At 65.8% G+C, this 1,130-nt stretch carries 1 protein-coding gene; it reads left to right on the top strand.

Annotated elements, in window-relative coordinates:
* Positions 1-181: 181 nt before the first annotated feature.
* On the top strand, positions 182-574 hold the full coding sequence (locus BY998_RS24170) for a hypothetical protein (protein ID WP_146221858.1): 393 nt from the start codon (positions 182-184) through the stop codon (positions 572-574).
* The last annotated feature ends 556 nt before the right edge of the window (positions 575-1,130 follow it).

Raw genomic sequence — 1,130 nt, forward strand, 5'->3', positions numbered from 1 at the left:
GTGGGCGTCCTGTCGGGCGTCGGCGGCTGGGCGGGCATCGGCCTTGCGGCCGGTCTGACCGACCCGAATGCCGGCCTCGGCGCGGTGGGCGGCTACGCGGCCCTGTCGAGCTACACCAACCTCGGTGGTCAGCTGACTGTATTCGCTCTGCCGAACAACTAAAGCGAGCCGCCCTCTCTGGGTGAACAGTGCCGGCGCGGGAAACTGCGCCGGCATTTTCCGTTTTCGTGTAGCGCAGGCGCGGTGGATGATTCGAACTACCCTCTGCCTCATCGGCTTACTCTGTGCGGTGTCCGGCGCGGCTTCGGCCGTCCAGATTGGGCAGGAAACCTTCGGCTGCAAGTCAATGGCGGATGCCACGCAGTTGTTGAGGCTGGGGCAGGCCACTGACCTGACCGACTACGACACTCGCTTGCAGAAGCTGGTGAGGGCCGGCGAATGCCGCATATGGACCGCAGCCGACGCGGTGACCGTCGAGGATGAGGGTGACGGCCTTGTCTGCCTCGCCTCCAGTGGCATGCGCCAGACCTGCTACTGGTCTGCGCCAGAAGCCCGTCGGCTGGCCCAGCCGTAGCGCCGCAGGCACGCAACCGAACAGCATCCCAAACCGTCACGGACCTGCATCGTTAGGAATTTTGGTGATCGCGCCGCGCGAGTTCCTGGAGCCTCAGTTCCCGCGCCCATTCTGTCAGCGCTGCACAAGCGACCTTGCGGCGACGGCCGTCTGCGGTGTGACCGGTATAGGGGCGCTCGCTCCGCCAGCGCCGCCGAATCGTGCCGATGATCGAGTTTGTCAGCATCGTCAGGCGCCAGCGCACCGCCTCTCCATTCGGGCTGATGCATGTTCCTCCTCGCGCTCGATGCCGTCTGGTGCGATCTGGCTGTGATGCAAGTCGGGGTGCGGAGGCGAGCGCCGCAGCGGTCCGCTAGAGCTGCGCCCGACCACGTTGGGTCGGGACGCATCTCTAAGCCTTCGCTGTGCCGCGCTTTCTTTCGACGAACCGGTGTCCACTCCGTCGGAAAGCGCTCTAAGCGGGTCGTGTCCCGGATGGTGGTGTAGCTGAGGGGTGGTCATCGGCGGTTGCCGGGTAGGGTCGGGTTGCGACGACCAACCTCGAACCCGAGAGACC

This window comes from Methylobacterium sp. B4, from assembly GCF_003201865.1.
GTDB lineage: Bacteria > Pseudomonadota > Alphaproteobacteria > Rhizobiales > Beijerinckiaceae > Methylobacterium.